The 16275-nt window shown below is 43.0% G+C and carries 14 protein-coding genes and 1 tRNA gene; 11 read left to right on the top strand and 4 right to left on the bottom strand.

Annotated elements, in window-relative coordinates; genetic code table 11:
- Positions 1–51 precede the first annotated feature (51 nt).
- A complete protein-coding gene (locus tag ACYQ0Y_RS04360) occupies positions 52–1482 on the top strand; it encodes a Na+/H+ antiporter NhaC family protein (RefSeq protein ID WP_407883901.1) in 1431 nt (476 codons plus the stop codon).
- A gap of 95 nt (positions 1483–1577) precedes the next feature.
- On the opposite strand, the gene ACYQ0Y_RS04355 is transcribed toward ACYQ0Y_RS04360, so the two are convergent.
- Positions 1578–2531: an aldo/keto reductase gene (locus ACYQ0Y_RS04355; RefSeq protein ID WP_407883899.1), complete on the bottom strand. Its 954-nt coding sequence runs from the start codon at positions 2529–2531 to the stop codon at positions 1578–1580.
- 305 nt (positions 2532–2836) lie between these two features.
- Between ACYQ0Y_RS04355 and ACYQ0Y_RS04350 the strand changes: the two genes are divergently transcribed.
- From ACYQ0Y_RS04350 to ACYQ0Y_RS04330, 5 genes are all read left to right on the top strand, one after another.
- Positions 2837–2989, top strand: a complete 153-nt coding sequence (locus ACYQ0Y_RS04350) for a hypothetical protein (protein ID WP_407883897.1) — start codon at positions 2837–2839, stop codon at positions 2987–2989.
- A 262-nt stretch (positions 2990–3251) separates the two neighbouring features.
- Entirely contained in the window at positions 3252–4466 is a 1215-nt protein-coding gene (locus tag ACYQ0Y_RS04345) for a YhgE/Pip domain-containing protein (RefSeq protein ID WP_407883895.1), read from the top strand.
- A 185-nt stretch (positions 4467–4651) separates the two neighbouring features.
- A complete protein-coding gene (locus ACYQ0Y_RS04340) occupies positions 4652–4840 on the top strand; it encodes a hypothetical protein (RefSeq protein WP_407883893.1) in 189 nt (62 codons plus the stop codon).
- Positions 4840–6303 (top strand): multicopper oxidase family protein, encoded by a 1464-nt coding sequence (locus tag ACYQ0Y_RS04335; protein ID WP_407883891.1) that lies wholly within the window; start codon positions 4840–4842, stop codon positions 6301–6303. The genes ACYQ0Y_RS04340 and ACYQ0Y_RS04335 overlap by 1 nt, the downstream gene beginning before the upstream one ends.
- Before the next feature lie 125 nt (positions 6304–6428).
- Positions 6429–7829, top strand: a complete 1401-nt coding sequence (locus ACYQ0Y_RS04330) for an MFS transporter (RefSeq protein WP_407884025.1) — start codon at positions 6429–6431, stop codon at positions 7827–7829.
- Between the two features lie 220 nt (positions 7830–8049).
- On the opposite strand, the gene ACYQ0Y_RS04325 is transcribed toward ACYQ0Y_RS04330, so the two are convergent.
- The gene (locus ACYQ0Y_RS04325) at positions 8050–8508 is read right to left on the bottom strand and encodes a Fur family transcriptional regulator (protein ID WP_407883889.1); all 459 of its coding nucleotides are present in this window, start codon (positions 8506–8508) and stop codon (positions 8050–8052) included.
- Positions 8509–8807: 299 nt separating this feature from the next.
- Between ACYQ0Y_RS04325 and ACYQ0Y_RS04320 the strand changes: the two genes are divergently transcribed.
- Positions 8808–11123: a glycoside hydrolase family 65 protein gene (locus ACYQ0Y_RS04320; RefSeq protein ID WP_407883887.1), complete on the top strand. Its 2316-nt coding sequence runs from the start codon at positions 8808–8810 to the stop codon at positions 11121–11123.
- Between the two features lie 116 nt (positions 11124–11239).
- Here the strand turns inward: ACYQ0Y_RS04320 and pnuC are convergent, their stop codons facing one another.
- Both pnuC and ACYQ0Y_RS04310 read right to left on the bottom strand, forming a co-directional pair.
- Entirely contained in the window at positions 11240–12007 is a 768-nt protein-coding gene (pnuC, locus tag ACYQ0Y_RS04315) for a nicotinamide riboside transporter PnuC (RefSeq protein ID WP_407883885.1), read from the bottom strand.
- Between the two features lie 334 nt (positions 12008–12341).
- Entirely contained in the window at positions 12342–12563 is a 222-nt protein-coding gene (locus ACYQ0Y_RS04310; RefSeq protein ID WP_407883883.1) for a hypothetical protein, read from the bottom strand.
- A gap of 167 nt (positions 12564–12730) precedes the next feature.
- On the opposite strand from ACYQ0Y_RS04310, the gene ACYQ0Y_RS04305 reads away from it, so the two are divergent.
- The 4 genes from ACYQ0Y_RS04305 (at position 12731) to ACYQ0Y_RS04290 (ending at position 16266) form a co-directional block, all read left to right on the top strand.
- Positions 12731–12802: transfer RNA gene (locus ACYQ0Y_RS04305), tRNA-Arg, on the top strand.
- Between the two features lie 342 nt (positions 12803–13144).
- A complete protein-coding gene (locus ACYQ0Y_RS04300; protein ID WP_407883881.1) occupies positions 13145–14200 on the top strand; it encodes an aldose epimerase family protein in 1056 nt (351 codons plus the stop codon).
- Between the two features lie 313 nt (positions 14201–14513).
- Positions 14514–14759 (top strand): hypothetical protein, encoded by a 246-nt coding sequence (locus ACYQ0Y_RS04295; RefSeq protein ID WP_407883879.1) that lies wholly within the window; start codon positions 14514–14516, stop codon positions 14757–14759.
- Between the two features lie 73 nt (positions 14760–14832).
- Positions 14833–16266 (top strand): glycoside-pentoside-hexuronide (GPH):cation symporter, encoded by a 1434-nt coding sequence (locus ACYQ0Y_RS04290; RefSeq protein ID WP_407883877.1) that lies wholly within the window; start codon positions 14833–14835, stop codon positions 16264–16266.
- Positions 16267–16275 lie beyond the last annotated feature (9 nt).

The following is a 16275-nucleotide window of genomic DNA, read 5'->3' as shown; positions in this document are numbered from 1 at the left end:
CAATCAAAATTAATGGTTGGAAGCTAGTTAGTCAAAAGCGGGGTTAATCAAATGAAAGAACAAACAGCCTTTAAAGTAGGTCGCAACGAAGCACTCATTGTTTTAATCATCATGTTAATTATTATGGGAACTGGGGTCATTGCCTTTGGTTTATCACCACAAGTTCCGGTGATGCTGGTGATGGGATTATTAATGGCTTGGGGGGTAATCCATCGCCTGCCTTGGTCACATATTAACGATGGTATTAAAGATGGTATTCAAACTGGAATCGTGCCGATTTTTATTTTTATTCTTGTCGGTGCCTTAATTAGTACCTGGATCGCAGCAGGAATCATTCCATCATTGATGGTGTTTGGCTTTCATCTGATCAGCGTGCAATGGTTTGTACCCTCGGTTTTTGTGGTATGTGCGTTAGTTGGGAGTGCGGTTGGGAGCGCCTTTACTGTCATTTCTACAGTGGGAATTGCTTTCTTCGGTATGGGGGTCACGATGCACGTTAATCCGGCTTTGGTCGCTGGTGCCATCATTTCTGGAGCGGTTTTTGGTGATAAATCATCACCATTATCTGAATCTACTAATCTAACCGCTGCGGTGGTGGACGCGGATCTGTTCAAACACATTATGAATTTAATGTGGTCCACGATTCCAGCATTTGTGATTTCACTGATTGTTTTTGGCATTATGGGCAGTGGTGAAAAAGGGACGAGTTTGGCCAGTATCAATCGGGTCATTAATGTTTTAGGTGCGCATTTTACCATCTCTGCATGGGCCATTGTCCCGATTGCTTGTATGTTTATCTGTGCTTGGCGTCGGGTACCAGCAATTCCAACGTTATTCTTAAACATTGGCGTTTCACTAGTAATGTTGCTCATTGAACATCCAGGGACGAAACTCACACAGATCGCAGCTATTATTGAGACCGGTTTCGTGTCGCACACTGGCAATAAGGAAGTCGATTTACTGTTATCTCGTGGTGGGATCGCCAGCATGATGGGGACTGTCTCATTAATTGTCCTGACCTTGTCGTTAGGGGGGATGCTCATGGAGTTTGGCTTGATTGATGCAGTAATGATTCCATTTTCTAAGCATCTAAATACGGATGGTAAGCGAATTACAGCAGTTGTCTTATCTGGGATTGGCGTTAACCTGTTCATCGGGGAACAATTTTTATCTGTTATTTTACCTGGTAGAGCCTTTAAAAAGACATTTGAGGATGCAGGTTTAGCTCCGGTGGCCCTAGGCCGAGCACTTGAAGATGGGGGTACCGTGATTAATTACTTAATTCCGTGGGGGGTTGCCGGAGTATTCGCGGCCAATACCCTAGGGGTAGCGACGATGGCTTTTCTGCCTTTTACCTTGTTTAGTTTGCTATCGCCGGTCTTTTCAATCTTAAGCGGCATAACCGGAATTGGACTAAAGCATCAAGTTATCGAACCTTCACCGACAAAGTCCTCGACAGAAGCAACCTCGGCAGCCAACTAATTTTTCTTTCCAAATCAATAATCAACGCCTCAGCAAACTTAGAGTTGAACGTTTGCTGGGGCGTTAAATAATTAGTTGGTAGATTTAATGAAACATTATGGTAAATCGTTACCAGCAGCTAAATAAAGATCATACCATTCTTGAGCCGTGAGCTTAACTTGCTCAGCAGCGACAATTTCCTTGAGCCGATCGGGATTCATAGAACCCACGATGACTTGGATATTGGCCGGGTGCCGCAAAATCCAAGCGGTTGCGATAGCGTTTTTGGTCACTTGGTATCGGTCCGCAACTTTTTGCATCATCGCATTTAATTCAGGAAATTTCGGGTTATCAATAAATACCCCAGCAAACATACCATACTGATAAGGTGACCAAGCCTGAATTGTTATGTTGTGGAGTCGCGTATATTCTAAAATGCCATTGTCGTGATTGATACTCCGGTCATCAGCCATATTAACATGCATGCCAGCATCAATCATGCCTGTGTGCATCAAAGAAAATTGTAGCTGGTTAACCAATAGCCTTTGATGAACGGTATGCTGAAGTAGTTCGATTTGTGCCGAATTTTCATTAGAAACACCGAAATGACGGGCAGTTCCATCTGTTTGTAAGGTATCTAAAGCAGAAGCAACCTGGTCTGGTTCCATCAGCGGGTCAGGTCGATGGAGTAATAAACTATCAAAATAGTCAAGCCCCATTCGATTTAGTTCTTGATGAGCCGCGTCGACTAAATGATCCCGACTAAAGTCATAACGGGCCCCAAATACGAGGCCATCGTGAGAGCGCTGTGGATCAACTACAATGCCGACTTTGCCTTGAACATAAATATCAGCCCGGTTAATGCCGACCTCTTTTAAGGCCTGCCCAAAAATTGTGTCGGACTTGCCTTCTCCGTAAATATCGGCACCATCGAAGAAATTAATGCCTAATTCAATAGCCGTTGATAACACTTTGGCGGCTTGTGAAACGGACAATTGATTCATACGCATAATGCCAAGACCGATGTTCGATGCGTGCAAATCACTGCGGCCTAAGTTAATATAATCCACGCTGATCACTCCTTTTCCTTTAATACCATTAGTGTAGCACGAATTAAGGATGCCTGACTTTGGCGTGATTCTGAAACTTGGTGTGGCCATTTCAAAGGTGGGATGATTTGTGGGAAACATCCGCGAAAGTCACGATTTGTGTGAATTAATCAGTCATTATTGCTGACCAGGCTTACCTGGGCTTGTTCGCACACTGATTTATTGGCGAGTGATTCTTGTGCTGCACTGATTTTTACCTTGCTCACGTCTGATAAAGCTGGTATAGTGTTACGTGTTATGAACACAGTATTGAGAGGAGAAGGACCATGGCAGAAAAGAAACCATTAAATTCATTCGCCGGTACCCGTCCCGTTGCTAAGCGTCAGCGGCGGATTCGTCGCGAAAAAGAAATTGCCGCAATCCAACGTTGGGCTGCTGGCAAGACGGACACGATCGAAGCAGCGCCAAAAGCAAAGTAAGTTCAGTTATGAACGCTTTTCTGATTGGCTCTCATTTTTACATCAAGAAGCAGTTAGTTTCGCAACGTCGTTATGGCGTTGCTTTTTTTGTGCTGGCGTTCTTGACTGAGCTGAGTGAGGCTTCGTAAGCGTTGATGTATTTTTGAGCTAATTTAAGAAATTTGGTACAAAAGGTGCTGATCTGTTTCAACCACGTTTACAATTGGACAGGCTGATGAAATAGTAGTAGTTCATTTTGTTTTGGAAAAAGGAGACTAGGCAAATGCTACTAAAGAAGATGCTGCAAAATCGGTTTGTTTGGGTCGCCGTGATTATGGCGATCATTTACCAGTTGGCAATGGTCGGTTGTTATGTGTGGGGATTTAGCCAAGTCTCAAAAAAGTCAGCGCAAATTAACACACAAATTGTGAATCAAGACGCTGGGCCGTTGGGTCAGCGAGTTGGCCATGAACTAGTTAAGCGTCTATCGGCACAGTTAACGCGGGATAGCTTGACAAAAATTCGGCAACAAATGCGGGATAATCAAGTAGATTTGGCCATTATTATCCCGAAACATTTTTCTAATCAGATTACTCGGGGAAAAGTTATTGAATTAACCGAACTCAAGAATCAAGGGACGCAAATGATTGTCGCTGGGACGGTGCGTGGAATTACGGATACGTTGCCAGAAATCTTAGCCACGACGTTAACTGAACAAAGGACGCAGCGAAGTTTAACCCAATTGGTAACGCCTATTGTCCGGAAACGATTAGCTGATCAAGGGCTGCCCGCATCAGCACAAGTCACAATGGCTCAACCCATTGTTAAAAAACAGGTGCACCATATTTTTAAACAGATAAATGCACAAGTCCAGGTGAAGACTCACCGCCTTGATCGTGGCCGGAATCAAGCTAGTTGGCAAATGGCGCCGATGTTTTTGACAATGGCGGTTTATCTTGGCGGCATGATTGCGACGATGACTTTTGTCAATGTTTTCAATGGATTTCGGGTGCATTATTCGAAATGGCAAACTTTCGCAGCTGTTGTGGGGTGCCAAGTTGTGATGGCTGTGACCTCGACAATTGCTGGCGTGGGATTATTAATGTGGTTGCTCAAGTTTTCATTGCCAATTTTTGCTCAATTATATCTGCAAATGATTCTCTTACAGTTGGTCGCAACCAATTTTGCACTCATTCCTAGTATGTTGTTTCAGCCGGCCGGCTTGTGGATCAACATCCCGTTATTGATGGCAGGGGCAATCACTGGAACAGGGACGTTACCACTGCCAATGTTACCAACCGGATTGAGCTGGTTTCATGCCATCACGCCGTTGTATCCTGCGGTCAAAGCGACGAGGCATGTCTTATTTCAAGCCGGTCCTGTGCTAGACTTTGATCGACAATTGTTGGTGATTGGCCTAGTTTCAATAGGAATTTTACTTTTGATCTTGCTGTATTTACCAGGGGAACCTGAACGGATCGACCCTGAGCATGCTTAAAATTGGCCCGTACTAAGTGAATTTTGTTCAAATTATGGCGGATTTGGGATGGTTACGAGTGCATAGAGCCGTTTTATGATGTTAGGCCGTTTTAACCAGCGGACCATAAAACATGGCTAAATTTTCTGAGAATCGCCGTGACTTTTTAACTTAGAATGAATACAATGTAGCAAGGGGGTGAAGAGATGGGAACTGGGTCAAAGTCAATTTCATTATTCTTTTTAGTCGTATATGGTTTTTTGATTTATTTGGTCTTTACCATGCAAAATATGTTAGCTATGGAAGTTATGGCTGCTGGCATGTTTTTACAAGCATTGATTGATTGTTGGTGTGCGTTTAGAAAACCAAAAGTACATATTGAGGAGGAGTCATAATGGCTGAACAAAAAGTTTACTCCGATTATTTTTTTGATGAGCCCGTTTTTGATTTACATGATGGTGGGTATGTACCGCTATCACTTCCAGATGTCCCGGAAAAGCCGTTAACGATTCCAGCGGTCTTGCAACCAGATCGTGTTGAAGGCAATGACGTCTGGTATACCGTGACCGCTCGCGCCGGTGAAACCCAGATCTTGCCCGGCGTTAAGACCAAGACCTGGGGTTACAATGCTGATTTATTGGGAACAACCATCGTTTTAAAAGACGGTGTACATTATCACGTGCATATTGAAAACCAACTGCCAGAAGTCACCACATTACACTGGCACGGGTTAAACGTTCCTGGACCAATCACGGATGGTGGTCCCCATGCACCGGTTTATCCAGGTAAAAGTCGTGACATTGACTTTACGCTGGATCAACCAGCGCAAACTGACTGGATTCATCCTCATCCTTGTCCAAATACGGCGCGCCAAGTGTGGAATGGGTTGGCCGCTGCGGTGGTCGTCCAAGATGAGATTGAAAGTCAATTGCCATTTCCACGAAACTATGGGGTGGATGATATTCCAGTGATCCTCCAAGATCGTACTTATCACGAGAATCAACTCGATTACGAGGCTGATTACGATGTTGATGGAACCTTAGGAAAATATCCACTGGTTAATGGCACGATCAATGGGGTTTTCCAAGTTACGACACAGCGCGTTCGCTTACGCATTTTAAACGGTGCAGATCGGCGCGAATTTCGGCTCCACTTTGGCGACCAGCATCAATTTACTCAGATTGGCTCTGATGGTGGTATTTTACCAGCCCCAGTGCACTTAACTAAATTGATGTTAACTGCCGCAGAGCGGGCCGAAGTCATCGTTGACTTTGGTGAGTATAAACCTGGCGACCGTGTCCAATTATTCTCTGATGATGTGCCATTGATGACGTTTGAAATCGGGACCTTTGCGCCAGATGATACGGTATTGCCAGAACACTTAGTTGATATTGCCGATTGGCAACCGACATCTGGATTAGCGATCGAAAAGACGGTTATGTCTGGGATGGATGATGAAGTTCGTCTAGATGGCAAGTTGTTTGATATGCAACGAATTGATCGCAAACAAAAGCTCGGTGATGTGGTCGACTGGGAAGTAACGAATACCAATGAAATGGATGGTGGAATGATTCATCCATTCCATATGCATGGTTGTCATTTCTTAGTCTTATCACGTAATGGGCAAGCTCCGTATCCCAATGAGCATGGGTTTAAGGACGTGGTTGGAGTTAATGCGGGTGAAACAGTGAAAATCCGCGTCCTCTTCGATGTACCGGGTGTCTTTATGTATCACTGCCATATTTTGGAACATGAAGACACAGGGATGATGGCCCAAATTGAAGCCTACGATCCGGATCATCCACAGACTTATCATTTATTAAGTATGGATGAGATGAATCATCCGCATCAAGCTTAAACGTTAATGATGGCCAACGAAAACGCGGCGCTCAGAGCATCGTGCTCGGCACCGCGTTTTTACTTGGCGCAAATTTAGAATTGAACGAGAGCGGAAGTGAATGAAAATTGACAGTAAATGCAGTTATGTCCATGGATAATCAGGGACATCCTTACCACAGAACGGCTTTTATGATCACTTTATTGATGGGTACTTTTAGTATGTCGATTAGCCAATCCTCATTATCTACGGCTTATCCAACCTTGATGCGAACCTTTGGCATTAGTGCGTCGGCAGTTCAGTGGATGACGACCGGCTTTATGCTCGTCATGAGCATTATGATTCCAGTTAGTCCATGGTTGTTAAATAACGTTCGTTTCAGCACGTTATTCAGAGCAGTTACCGGGCTGTTTGCTCTAGGAACGTTATTGTGTCTGGTCGCCCCAACGTATCCGCTACTGGTCGCTGGCCGACTAATTGAAGCGTTAGGCGTGGGCATTATTTTTCCATCATTTCAAACAGTTTTACTTACCATTACACCCGAAGCTCAGCGAGGTTCAACCATGGGAACGGCAGGTTTGATTATGGGATCTGCCTTGGCGACTGGACCGATTGTCTCCGGGATTATGTTGCAGTTGACCAGTTGGCGGGGGCTCTTCGCGTTATTCTTAATTTTAGTCGGCGGTGTTTTTGTGGCGTCTTTATGGTTTATTAAAGATGTGATGCCAAAGCACGCCACTAGTATTGATGGCTGGTCGATCGGATTATCGCTAGGTTTTATTGGTCTGTTATTTGGATTAAATCAGTTAGGTATAAATGGTGTTTCTAATTTCGAGTTGGGTTTATTGGTTATTAGCGGGTTGGCGATTATTGGATTTTGTTATCGTCAATTTACACATGCGCAGCCTTTATTAGAATTACGCGTATTTAAAAGTCGTTTGTTTACGGTCGGAGTTTTGCTGACCGGGATCTCATATGTTGCATTGATCGTGACAACGGTTGTGTTGCCATTGTTTTACCAAAATATTTTAGGCCTCTCCGCATTTGCCTCTGGATTGGCTTTAGTGCCAGCAGCGGTAGGGTTAAGCTTATTGAATCCTTGGGCTGGTAAATTAATGGATCAGCTCGGTCCGCGGTTGGTCATTTTAACCGGAATGTGCTTAATTATGCTTGGTTTTGGTTATCTAACATTAGCGGCGCACCATTTAACGTTAATAACTGTGATTTTGGCGTCACTGGTGACTGAAGGAGGAAATGCATTTGTGATGATGCCAGCGGTAACCCTGGGAGCCAATTCATTACCGGACACATTGATTTCTCATGGAACAGCAGTGACAACAACGGCGCGCCAACTACTTGGTTCAGCCGGTGTCGCAGGGGCTACGCTAATTTTGAGTCGGGTAACTGTAGGCAACCAGAACAGGCTGGGGTTTCACCAAGCAAGTCTTGCTGGTTATCAGGCAACCTTTGCGACTTTTCTATTCATTGGTGGGATCGGGTTATTGCTTGCACTTACCTTACCGCACGGGCGGCAAACAAAGGCTTAATTGTGAACTAATGCTGGTAGTGATAGCTAAAAAAGCGCGGGACACAAGTCAATTGCGACTTATGTCCCGTGCTTTCTGCTATTTAGATTGGAACTAAAATTTTGTCGTTCATTTTGTCCAAGTCCGGTTTTAACGAGACAGATTTTATCTCATACTGCCGCGTTCGACTAATTATGCAGACCATGACGGCCAAGTTTGCGGCCAAAAAGATTATAAAATATCAATTAATTGGTGTTTGAGCAGTTAAGCCTAACTTCTTCTGGCAGTCTGGACAGTATCCATACAGTTCAATATGATCTTCTGTGATCAGGTAGCCAGACTGTTTGACGGCGGCTTGTTCTAAATTACTGAAATCATCGTAGAAAATATCCGTAATTTTGCCGCAATTTTGACAGACGGCATGAAAATGTGGCCGGCCAAAATAGTCATAATGAGTACCAGCATCCCCATTTTCCAGTTCAATCACCAGGCCAGTCTCGACAAGTGTATTGAGGGTATTGTAGATGGTGGCGAGACTAAGATCTTGATGAGCAGCCTTGAGATCATTAAAAAGTGTGCCGACATCTGGATGATTGTGGTGGGTCATTAAATAGTGAAGGACAAGTTGCCGCTGTGGCGTCACGCGCAACTTGTTTTGTTTGAGCATCTGAACAGCAGCTTCATCAATAATTTCTGCCATGGCGATTTCCTTTCTTAGATTATTTCTAAACTTATATTAAACCACTTTAAGAGGAAAAAGCCAATAAATCGCTGATAAAACAGGTAGCATTGGGGGAAAACGGCCCGTTGATGAGGAAATAAGAATTAATTGTGCTAATTTGGTCTCGGCCATTTAGTTAAGTCACAATAAGTTGGTGTAAAACTGGCAAGCTAGCTTGGTCATGTCGAACATTAAGTCAGTTCATGTCACATTAAGTTTTGCACTTTAGAAAATTTGCTTTATGATGGGGTCATTAAAATGGTTCGGGAGACATAATCATGGCAATTAGTGAACAAAAACGGACGTTTCAATTACATTTGCAGGATTTAAGCGATCATAATCCAGCCTTTTTGGAAACAATTTACGCATTAGCTAATGGACACTTGGGGGTCAGGGCAAGTGACCCGCTGCAAGGAAACTCGCATGCAGTTACGGGCATGCCAGGTCTATTTGTTAATGGGTTTTATGATCTTAGTCAAATTTCCTATGGCGAAAAGTACGCTGGCTATCCCGAAAATAATCAGACGATCGCTCAGTTACCTGATCCACGATATCTGGTGATTGAAATCGATGGGCAACGTTCTGATGAAGCTACCTTTACCACGCGACTAGTAGATAAAAACCTCGATTTAGAAACGGGGTTATTAAATGAATTATTTGAGATCACTACGCCTGGGGGCAAAATGTTGCAACTTTCATTGTCCACCTTTGCCTCGCAGGCGGATGATGCAATTTTTGGTGAAAGCTACACGGTTCGACCACTGAATTTTAGCGGTTCAGTGAAGCTTTATAAACAACACCCGTATATTGATCAAGTCTTTGATCGAGAAAGCGATCCACGAGCGGTGGTGCGTAAAAATGGGTTAGATCGGCAGTATTTAAGTGCAGATTTTCCAGCGATGCAAATTACCACACAACGTTCGCAACTGGGATTAGTTTTGATGTGGCGCTATTTAGGTGAGGATTCGCTAGTTCATTTTGATCAGAATGATGGGATGCCACGTTACGTGATGGACCTCGATTTAGAACAGGGATTGGCTGAGTCGTTTGATTTTGGCTATTCTGTTGGTGATATTCACAGCTTAATGGACGTTGCGATGAATCATGCGACTTACTTAAAAGAGGCTAATAATCATCTAGAACATCATTCATTTTCCTCGTTGTTCACGGAATCAGCGCGACAGATGCAAGCCTTTTGGCGTGATGCGGATATTCAAATTGAAGGGGACCCAGAATCACAAAAGGGGATTCGCTTTAATCTATTCCATTTGCATCAATCTGCCGGCCACGATGGGCATACAAGCATTCCAGCTAAAGGACTCACTGGCGCTGGATATGAGGGACATTACTTTTGGGATACTGAGATGTTTATGTTGCCGGCATTTATCTATACAGATCCCGATCGTGCCAAACAGATTCTAATGTATCGGTTTCAGACACTGGATTCTGCTCGTCAACAAGCGCGTGATTATGGGTTGGATAGTGGCGCTTTATTTCCGTGGCGAACCATTAATGGATCAGAGGCTTCACCGTACTTTCCGGCCGGTTTAGCCCAGATGCATATTAATGCAGACATTGCTTACGCGGTGGCAGAATACGTTGCCGTAACTGATGATCAAACTTTCTTGGCGGAAGCAGGATTTGAAATAATTTTAGAAACGGCTCGCTTTTGGCAGCGTATGGGAAGTTTCGGTGTTGATGGTCCTCAAGGTGGTCATTTTGTTTTGAATAAAGTCACTGGTCCTGACGAATATACGGCATTGGTGAATAATAACTACTATACTAATCGACTTGCACAACATAATCTGAGACTGGCAGTGATTTTTGCCAAACAATTACAGGCGGTTGGATCAGATAAATTGGAAGCACTAGGCGTCACAGATAAAGAGTTAGCTGACTTTTCCCATAGTGCTGATGAAATGTACTTGCCATTTGACAAGGAGCTCGGTGTGAAAATGCAAGATGATGGCGCATTTAACATGCCGATTTGGCCATTTGACCAAACACCACGGGATGATTATCCACTGCTCTTGCACTATCATCCATTGCGCTTGTACAGTCATCAAGTTAATAAACAAGCAGATACTCTGATGAGTGATTTTCTTTTTCCTGAGGACCAAGACATTGAACAACTCAAACGAGATTTTGATTATTATGAACCAATTACTACCCATGATTCATCGCTATCCCGCGCTATTTTCAGTGTTCTAGCTAACCGAATCCGCGCCCATCATAAAGCCTATCGGTATATTGCTGAATCGATGCTGACGGATCTAAATAACAGTCAAGGTAATTCCCAAGATGGCATTCACGTAGGTAATATGGGAGCTAGTTGGATGGAAATGGTCTTTGGTGTTGCTGGAATGCAGCGAACTAAGAGCGGACTGGTTTTCAGTCCGCATTTACCGACGCAATGGATGGGCCTGGGCTTTAAAATTAAGTATCGTGACGAACAGGTTGAAGTTCACGTTACCCGCAGTCAGACTCAGTTTACGTTAGTGCATGGCAATGGTTTGACCTTAACGTGTGACGATCAGAAGGTGACGTTAAATGAATCGACACCAACCGTTGTTGTGGACTTAGTAGATAAGTAATGTAGAAGAACGATAAATTAAAAAAATGATCCGTTCAGGGTACGCGGCGAAGGTGCGCACAACGCTCTGATTGGATCATTTTTATTGATCAAAATTTATGATTTAAGCCTAGCAAGCTAATTATTATGCAATGCCTTATGTTCAGCAAAGTAGGCAGTTTCAAGCTTGGCTTGAGTAACTTGATTTTTCTTGTTGTACCATGGGGAAATCGTAAAAGCAAGAAAGTCATTGATTAGATAAACTGAACTATTTACAAACATAGCTAATGTTGCATCCCCTTGACGGAATGAAACGGCCCACAGAACCATTTGTGCCAGACCTGATGCCACCCACCACAGGTATTGTTGCTTAAAACGCAAAAAGCAAATCACACCAGCGCAAGCTGAAATGCTAAAAGAGATTGCATCAATCCATGGCCGCGGGTCATTAGTAAAGGTACCGATGAGAAAGCCAGATAAACCGTACGTTAGCAAGGTCGCTAGGATGGCAATAAAGGTTGTTTGCCAAGTGAACGAGCGAATCTTGCTAACCATATTTTGATTCCAAGACGGGCTCATTAAGACGGGTAGATCTAAAGTTAGCATGTAAACCAACTGTTCACCAATAGATAAATAATTCTTGGCCGCAAAACCGACGTAGATAAAACATAGGGCGGACAAGATACCCAACAACCCATTGACGCTTTTAGCCTGATTGATTGCTAAGATGCATAGTACACCAAGCGTTGTCCCAACAAAGGTAACTAAGCTAACCCAACTAAATGGGTTAGAAACAAGGGTCATAACTTGAGCACCTAGCGAAAAGCCAAATAGCCAATATGAAGCTGTGTGCCAGCCCGTTAATTGATGTGCGAGAAACTTGAAATAATTTGTAACCTGTTGCATGAAAAGATCTCCCCTTGTTTTATATTGTGGCGATTACATGAAAATCATGAAATTAAAAACGCACGAGAAGTATCTTAGCATCCCTGATTCTAAAATAAAAATGTGATTAAACTGCTTATTGCATATAGCATTTTCTTAACTAAATAACGCGTTAAAGGACGTCCTGACAAGAGCTGACCACATTATCGGTTGAACACAAGATATTGTGAAAATAAATTTTAAAAATCTATATCTTGTGGTCAAAACGAATTGATAACCTCTTTTATTGCACGTGAAAACCCCCTCAATTGAGTGGGGGGTCAATTGAGGGGGGAGAAACCAAGCTTAATTAGAACTAGATCAGCTGGAAACTGAGTTGTGGTTCGCGTAGTTGTAAAATTTGGCCCAAATGGCTGAAGCGAACTTGGAGCTTTTTTAGGCCAGTCAGATTAGTGTCCAGAATTTCAATCTGGTAAGCGGAGGCGGGATTGGGATGGACTAAGTTAAACGTAATGTACTTCCCTTTAGGGAAATGGACGCGATGATGACCTAGTTCGTTATGAAAAATTGTAATCATAAATTTATCCTCCTTACTATGTGATTTACCATAACAATAAATAAATGAAAATGATAATTATTTGCTTCTAAATGACTGATTTTAATTGAGAAAAGTCGTTATAACGGGTTGTGTTTTCAAAAGTAGTTCGCTAATATAGTAAGGTACTCTTTGAGTTAGTTTGATTTGCGCCTGTAGTGTAATGGATCGCACGTAAGATTCCGGTTCTTGAAATGGGGGTTCGATTCCCTCCAGGCGCATTATTAACACTTCTTTTTACAGCTAGTTTATTTGGCTAATTCCTCATGGTAGTAGGAATTGGCCTTTTTGCTAGACCATTTTTGCCACGGCTGAACTCATTACCAGCAAGTGATGACATTGAAAGAGGCCAACGGACTATAGCCATAGTAGAAAGTTATTTTGTCGAGTTCCGCCAACCAAATCTATGTGTTTAACCCAGCTGGCATTCGCTCTGCGTGTTTCATTTTGGCAAAACTTTGCTCAACAATTTGGAGGGATGTATGCAGACTGTTGTAAACGTTTTCATAAACCTTTATACTGACTTTGGTAAACTTTACTAAAAAAGTGGAGGCCGAAGACAGATGAATTTCGAACAGAAGACGATGGGAACATTGAAGAATGGTGAAACGGTTGACCAGTTGACGTTAACTAATGATCATGGCGTTTCAATTCGCGTTTTAACTTTTGGGGCTACATGGCAGGGCTTTGACGTCCCCAATGGTCACGGTGGACAGGCCAATTTATTGGTCGGCTATGATCAATTAAGCGACTATGAAGCGACACCATTTTATGTTTGTAAGACAGTAGGGCGCGTCGCTGGTCGTATTGGTGGGGCGACCTACGACATTGATGGAACAACCTATCGCAGCGATCAAAATGAAAATAAAAACACGCTCCACGGCGGGTATCACGGTTTTTCTGACCGAGTCTGGGACGTTGTTGACCATCAAACAAATGAGGATGAAATTTCGGTCACCTTGTCATTAATAGTGGATGAGGATGTCGACCACTTTCCTGGCGACATGCAGGTTAAGGTCACTTATACGTTGACCAACGAGGATAAGGTTACTTGGTCGATTACTGGTAATAGTACAGCTACCACTTTGTTTAATCCGACCCTCCATACCTATTTCAATGTGACAGATCAGGATGCGCTTAGCACGCAGCAGTTGTGGATTAACGGTCATCAGCGAGTTCGTCTAGGTAGTGATAAAGTGCCAACCGGGGCCCTGGCAGAAGTTGCTGATACCCCTTATGACTTCACTGAGACTGCAACGATCACAGATCAATTAGCCAAATTAGCTACTGAAAATGGTGGCCGCGAATTCGATGATGCCTACCGGGTTAATGGTGATCAAAAGCAGGCAATTGCCACGGTCAGCGATCCTGCTAGTGGCCGAGCATTGGATGTATTTTCGAACCGTAATGGCCTGGTCATTTTTACTGCAGATCCACTTGGTTATGACCAAGACGAAGCCTACCAGGCAAGCCATCCGTTTACGGCATTAGCGATGGAAGCACAGTGGCTACCTGATGCAATTCACCATGATGGATTTGGTGATATTGTTTTGCCTGCCCAAGCTGATCAGACGTATCAAATTAGTTATCAATATCGGAAATTAGGATCAACTAATTAGTCTCATGATATTAATCAAATAGCGGAAAAAGTGTGGGATATAAGTCAATTGCGACTTATATCCCACATTTTTTGTTATTTAGGGCAGCATTGAAATTTAGTGACTGGTTTTGTTCCCCGTGGATGTTTTTAAGTCAGTTAATGGCAGCCTGCTTATTTTAGTAAAAAATATTTAGACGCTGTTATTGCCTTGAATGCGTAAATACAACCGGTTGCACGATTTTTTTAAAGGAAGTTTTATTTGATAATTTTAGTAAAACTTCGTATAGTAGATTCCGGAAGCGCTTACACTAATCCTACGAGGAGGTAGCAAAATGGCAAAGAAGGATCAGAAGATCCAAATTAATCCGGAAAAATTTGCAATGGCGGTTTTAGGTGGTAATGCACAGCATGAGGGTGAAGAAAACAAGTTATACATCAAGCGTCAGCTAACATTATACCTTGAAACTGTTTTGCTAGTTCAGGATTTCAATGATTTGGAAGAAACCTCATTTGACATGGCAAAAGCGCAACAACGTAATGAGATTTTAGAGAAGGTTATTGAGCGGCGTTACCACTAATTAGCGTCGTTCAACATTAATTCAAGTCACGCGGCAATCGCTCGATGGGCCGCTAGCTAAGGAGATTGCACTTATGAATCAGGTTAAGCAGTACATGTCTTACGCTTTTGGGGCGTTTGGACATGATGCGTTTTATGCAACATTAAGCACTTATTTCGTTATTTTCGTAACGAGTCAGTTATTTGATTCTGGTAACCATGCCGCAGATGCCAAGATGATCAGTATTGTCACAGTAATGATGATGGTTATCCGAATCATAGAAATTGCTTTTGATCCGTTAATCGGTGGGGCGGTGGATAATACCCGTAGTAAGTGGGGCAAATTCAAACCTTGGTTGATGGTTGGGGCGACGATCAGTTCAATCATGCTGATCTTAATTTTTACCAGCTTTGGTGGCATGAACATTAACAAGCCAACCTTATATTTGATTTTATTTGGGATTGCGTTTGTTATTTTGGATATCTTCTATTCATTCAAAGATATTGCTTTTTGGTCCATGCTTCCTGCTTTAACGGTTGACTCTGACAAGCGGGCACGCTTTGGAACGATTGCTCGGTTTGGTTCCACTTTGGGCGCTCAAGGGGTTGCGTTAATTATTATGCCAACGATCACGCTAGTCTCAGGCTGGTTTGGTGGTGCTAAGGGTCAACAAACTCAGGTTGGTTGGCTCGGGTTTGCCATTTTAATTGGGGCAGTTTCGTTCTTAGGTGCTTTATCAACGGCCTTTGGTACCAAAGAAGAAGACAATATCATTCGTGAAAATACTGAAAAGGTTGGGATTGTTGGTATTTTCAAAGTCCTATTTAAGAACGACCAATTGATGTGGTTGGCGCTCTCATACTTCATGTTTGCTTTTGGCTATGTGATTACTAGTTCCTTATTCTTGTACTACTTTAAGTACATCATGGGTAAACCCGGCGAATTTAGTCTGGTGGGTGCGGTAACAGCTATTTTAGGGATTATCTCGGTTGTCTTATTCCCATTCTTAGAAAACTTGATTAAGCGGAAGGCAATTTACGTTGGTGGTATTTGCTTGATGTTGATTGGATACGTGGTCTTTAACTTTGCTGGCACTAACTTGTTTGCTGTCTTATTGGCCATTTCCTTGATCTTCTTCCCATACCCAATGATTTTCTTGGCTGCCTTAATGACGATTACAGATAGCGTGGAATATGGTCAATTACGGTTAGGCAGTCGGAACGAATCGGTTACATTAGCCGTTCGGCCATTACTAGATAAGTTGGCCGGAGCCTTTGCTAATGGGATCGTTGGTTTAGCCGCGATTCATGCAGGGATGATAGGGAATACGAAGCCAAGTGAGATTTCCGCTAGTCAATTATTGAATTTCAAGACGTATATTTTCTACGCACCAATGGTCCTGATGGCCCTAGCCGCCATCGTGTACTTTGCTAAAGTTACGTTAACCGAAGCTAAGCACGCGGAAGTCGTTAAGGAACTGGAAAGAAAATTAGGCGCCAGCAAAGAAGATATCGACAACATTAATTAAGCTGAGGTG

The organism is Furfurilactobacillus curtus, from assembly GCF_054657915.1.
This window is presented reverse-complemented; position numbering and strand designations above follow the sequence as displayed.